This is a genomic window from Kocuria oxytropis (genome assembly GCF_040981195.1).
Lineage (GTDB): Bacteria > Actinomycetota > Actinomycetes > Actinomycetales > Micrococcaceae > Kocuria > Kocuria oxytropis.
The window spans coordinates 1-511 of the sequence record NZ_JAVFXA010000125.1; the positions used below are offsets into that span (position 1 = coordinate 1).

Annotated in this window: 1 protein-coding gene; it reads right to left on the bottom strand. The window is 74.8% G+C overall.

The genetic code is table 11. The annotated features are described in order from the left end of the window. The coding region (locus QYM41_RS17920; protein WP_438612615.1) for an alcohol dehydrogenase catalytic domain-containing protein at window positions 1-389 on the bottom strand (389 nt) is incomplete at its 3' end. Between the last annotated feature and the right edge of the window lie 122 nt (window positions 390-511).

Consider the following 511-nt stretch of genomic DNA (forward strand, 5'->3'; position numbering starts at 1 on the left):
CGCCTGAGCGGGGCGTAGGTGGTGATCCCCGCGCACAGCAGGGGGGCGGCCCGCGCGGGGTCGAGGGCCGCCGGGATCCGCAGGACGAAGCGCTCGTCGACGACGACGGCGCCGCTGTAGCCGCCCCTGGTGACGCCGCCGTCGGCCTGCGGGGCGTTGTAGGTGCCCGTGACGCCGCGGGCGCAGAAGTTCTCCTGTCCCTCGGTGCAGTACTCGCACTCGCCGCAGGAGTCGACGAAGCAGCCGACGCCGACCGTGTCGCCGGGGGAGAAGCCGGTCACGGCCTCGCCGACCCCGCTGACGCGGCCGACGATCTCGTGGCCGGGGGTGACGGGGTAGCGGGTGCCGCCCCACTCGTCGCGCGCGGTGTGGATGTCGGAGTGGCAGATCCGGCGTAGTCGATCTGGATCGCGACGTCGTGCGGGCCCACCGGGCGGCGCTCGATCGTGGTGCGGCGGAAGCCGGAGTCGGCGGAGGCCGCCTCGAGGGCGGGAACGGTGCTCATGCGGTG